The sequence below is a fragment of the Cellulomonas sp. GbtcB1 genome (assembly GCF_019091725.1).
Classification (GTDB): Bacteria; Actinomycetota; Actinomycetes; order Actinomycetales; family Cellulomonadaceae; genus Cellulomonas.
The window spans coordinates 1-255 of the sequence record NZ_JAGXJG010000342.1 but is presented as its reverse complement, the minus strand read 5'-3'; the positions used below and the strand labels follow the sequence as shown (position 1 = coordinate 255).

The following is a 255-nucleotide window of genomic DNA, read 5'->3' as shown; positions in this document are numbered from 1 at the left end:
CACTATGCCGGTCGACCCCCGCGCGTGGCGAGGGGCGACCGGCACCGGCTGTGGACGGGCGTCAGCCCAGGGACTCGTCCGCGGCCCGCTGCACCTGCTCCAGCCAGGACCGGCGGGCGTCGAGCGCGGCCTGCGCGTCGGCGGCCTTGCGGGCGTCGCCCCCGGCCTGGGCCTTCGCCAGGTCGGCCTCGAGCTGCGCGGTCGCGTTCTCGCGGCGCGCGAGGGCGCCCCCCGCCCGCGCCCGCGTCTCGGGGG

At 81.2% G+C, this 255-nt stretch carries 1 pseudogene; it reads right to left on the bottom strand.

What is annotated here, in order from left to right:
• Nucleotides 1–61 precede the first annotated feature (61 nt).
• Nucleotides 62–255: pseudogene (locus tag KVT14_RS20640) on the bottom strand (DUF349 domain-containing protein); the annotation flags it as partial.